This is a genomic window from Corynebacterium curieae (genome assembly GCF_027570035.1).
GTDB lineage: Bacteria > Actinomycetota > Actinomycetes > Mycobacteriales > Mycobacteriaceae > Corynebacterium > Corynebacterium curieae.
Genome location: NZ_JAKMUU010000024.1, coordinates 1 through 1,459 on the forward strand (window position 1 = coordinate 1; position 1,459 = coordinate 1,459).

General features: G+C 58.1%; 1 protein-coding gene. It reads right to left on the reverse strand.

Annotation, left to right across the window (positions count from 1 at the left end):
* Positions 1-1,158 (reverse strand): HNH endonuclease signature motif containing protein (locus L8V01_RS11870; protein ID WP_269947168.1); only part of this gene is annotated, 1,158 nt, incomplete at its 3' end.
* Positions 1,159-1,459: the final 301 nt, after the last annotated feature.

The following is a 1,459-nucleotide window of genomic DNA, read 5'->3' on the forward strand; positions in this document are numbered from 1 at the left end:
TAGTGGTCCGGTGGGGTGGTCTAGTTGGTAGGTTCCGTCGTGGTGGAGCCAGGCAATGGTGCCGGTGATCGGGTCGAGGATGTAGCAGACTCTGCGGTCGGTTTTGATGTTGTGGTGGTGTTGGCAGAGGTTGACTAAATTATCTGGGCTGGTTGGCCCGCCGTGGTGGTATTCGATGCGGTGGTCGAGTTGGCACCTAGTGGCGGGCACGGTGCAGCCAGGCCAGCGGCAGGTGGCGTCTCGTCCTTGGGTGTAGGCGCGGATGTCGATGCTGGGGGTATAAGAGTCTGCCTCGTCGGCGTTAAGCCGGCGGATGAAGGTGTTGTTGGTGGGGGCGTGGTTGAGGTTTATCCATCCGGCACCGGGGTGAAAGACGAGGTTGGCATCGGGGTTGGTGGTAAACGTGTTGATGGCAACACTGGTGTGGGTATCTTCCAGGATGAGGTCGATGAGTCCTTGTGCGGCGGTGGTTGCGGCCTGGGTGGTGTAGGCGTCGATGTGGCGGGCGATGATCGTGGCGGTGGCACTATCGCAGGTAAGCGATAGTGTGGTGGTGTTATCCGCGTTGTAGTTGACGCGCAGGCGCGGTTCGGGTTGTTGTTCTTTGTCTTCGGGGCGCAGGTGGGTGTCGATGAAGGTGCGGATAAACCGGCGCAGATCCGCATCGGTGGGGACGGTTTGGTTGGGTGTGGTGGGGGTGAGGAAGTCTGCGAGTGCGGCGTCGATGGCTTCAAGATGCTCTGGGTTATCTTCAAGCCTGTTGAATTCGCGGTCGATGATGCGCAGTTTGGTCAGGTCGAGTATCCAGTGCTGGCCTTGGACTTCGGTGACCAGGGGTAGTTGGCGCATGCGGAAGTGGGCACGCAGGTAGCCTAGTAGTTTGGAATAGGAGATGCCGAGGTCTTTAGCAAGGCTAGTAAGGCTCAAGTCGACGTCGTCGTCTAGTTGGGGGAGGATGGCGCGGTAGAGGAACCAGGAGGTTTTGCGTGTGTAGGTGCCGGCTTTGCCAATGTGGTTGCCGGGAGCGTTCGTGGTGTAAAACGCCTCCGGCATATCACCATTGTCTGGGGGCTCGGTGTCGGGGTGGTCGGAAATGAGGAAGGTGTCTGGGTAGTCGAGGGACACGTCAGGTTCGGACGCGGCGATTGTAGCGGTCACAGCGGGGCACTCCAACAGTCAAAACAGTATTCGTATGTGTTTTCTAACGCGTGCTGTTATAGTATCCCGGCTGGTGGACATGTGCCTTGGGTGGGGGTGTTTATGTTCGAATAGGGTACCCTAAAACCGCAGGGATCCCCCAAGTCGCACCGCATACACCAGCGGGGGTAAAAGAAAAGGTTTAGGGTTCGTCGTCTCCTGCCGTCTTGCCAGCTGCCTGAAAGGCCATAGCGACTAATACCTATTAACGCGTGAGGTACAACGAGGCCATGCTGTGAAAGAGAAGGCTGCGTGGTGAGGG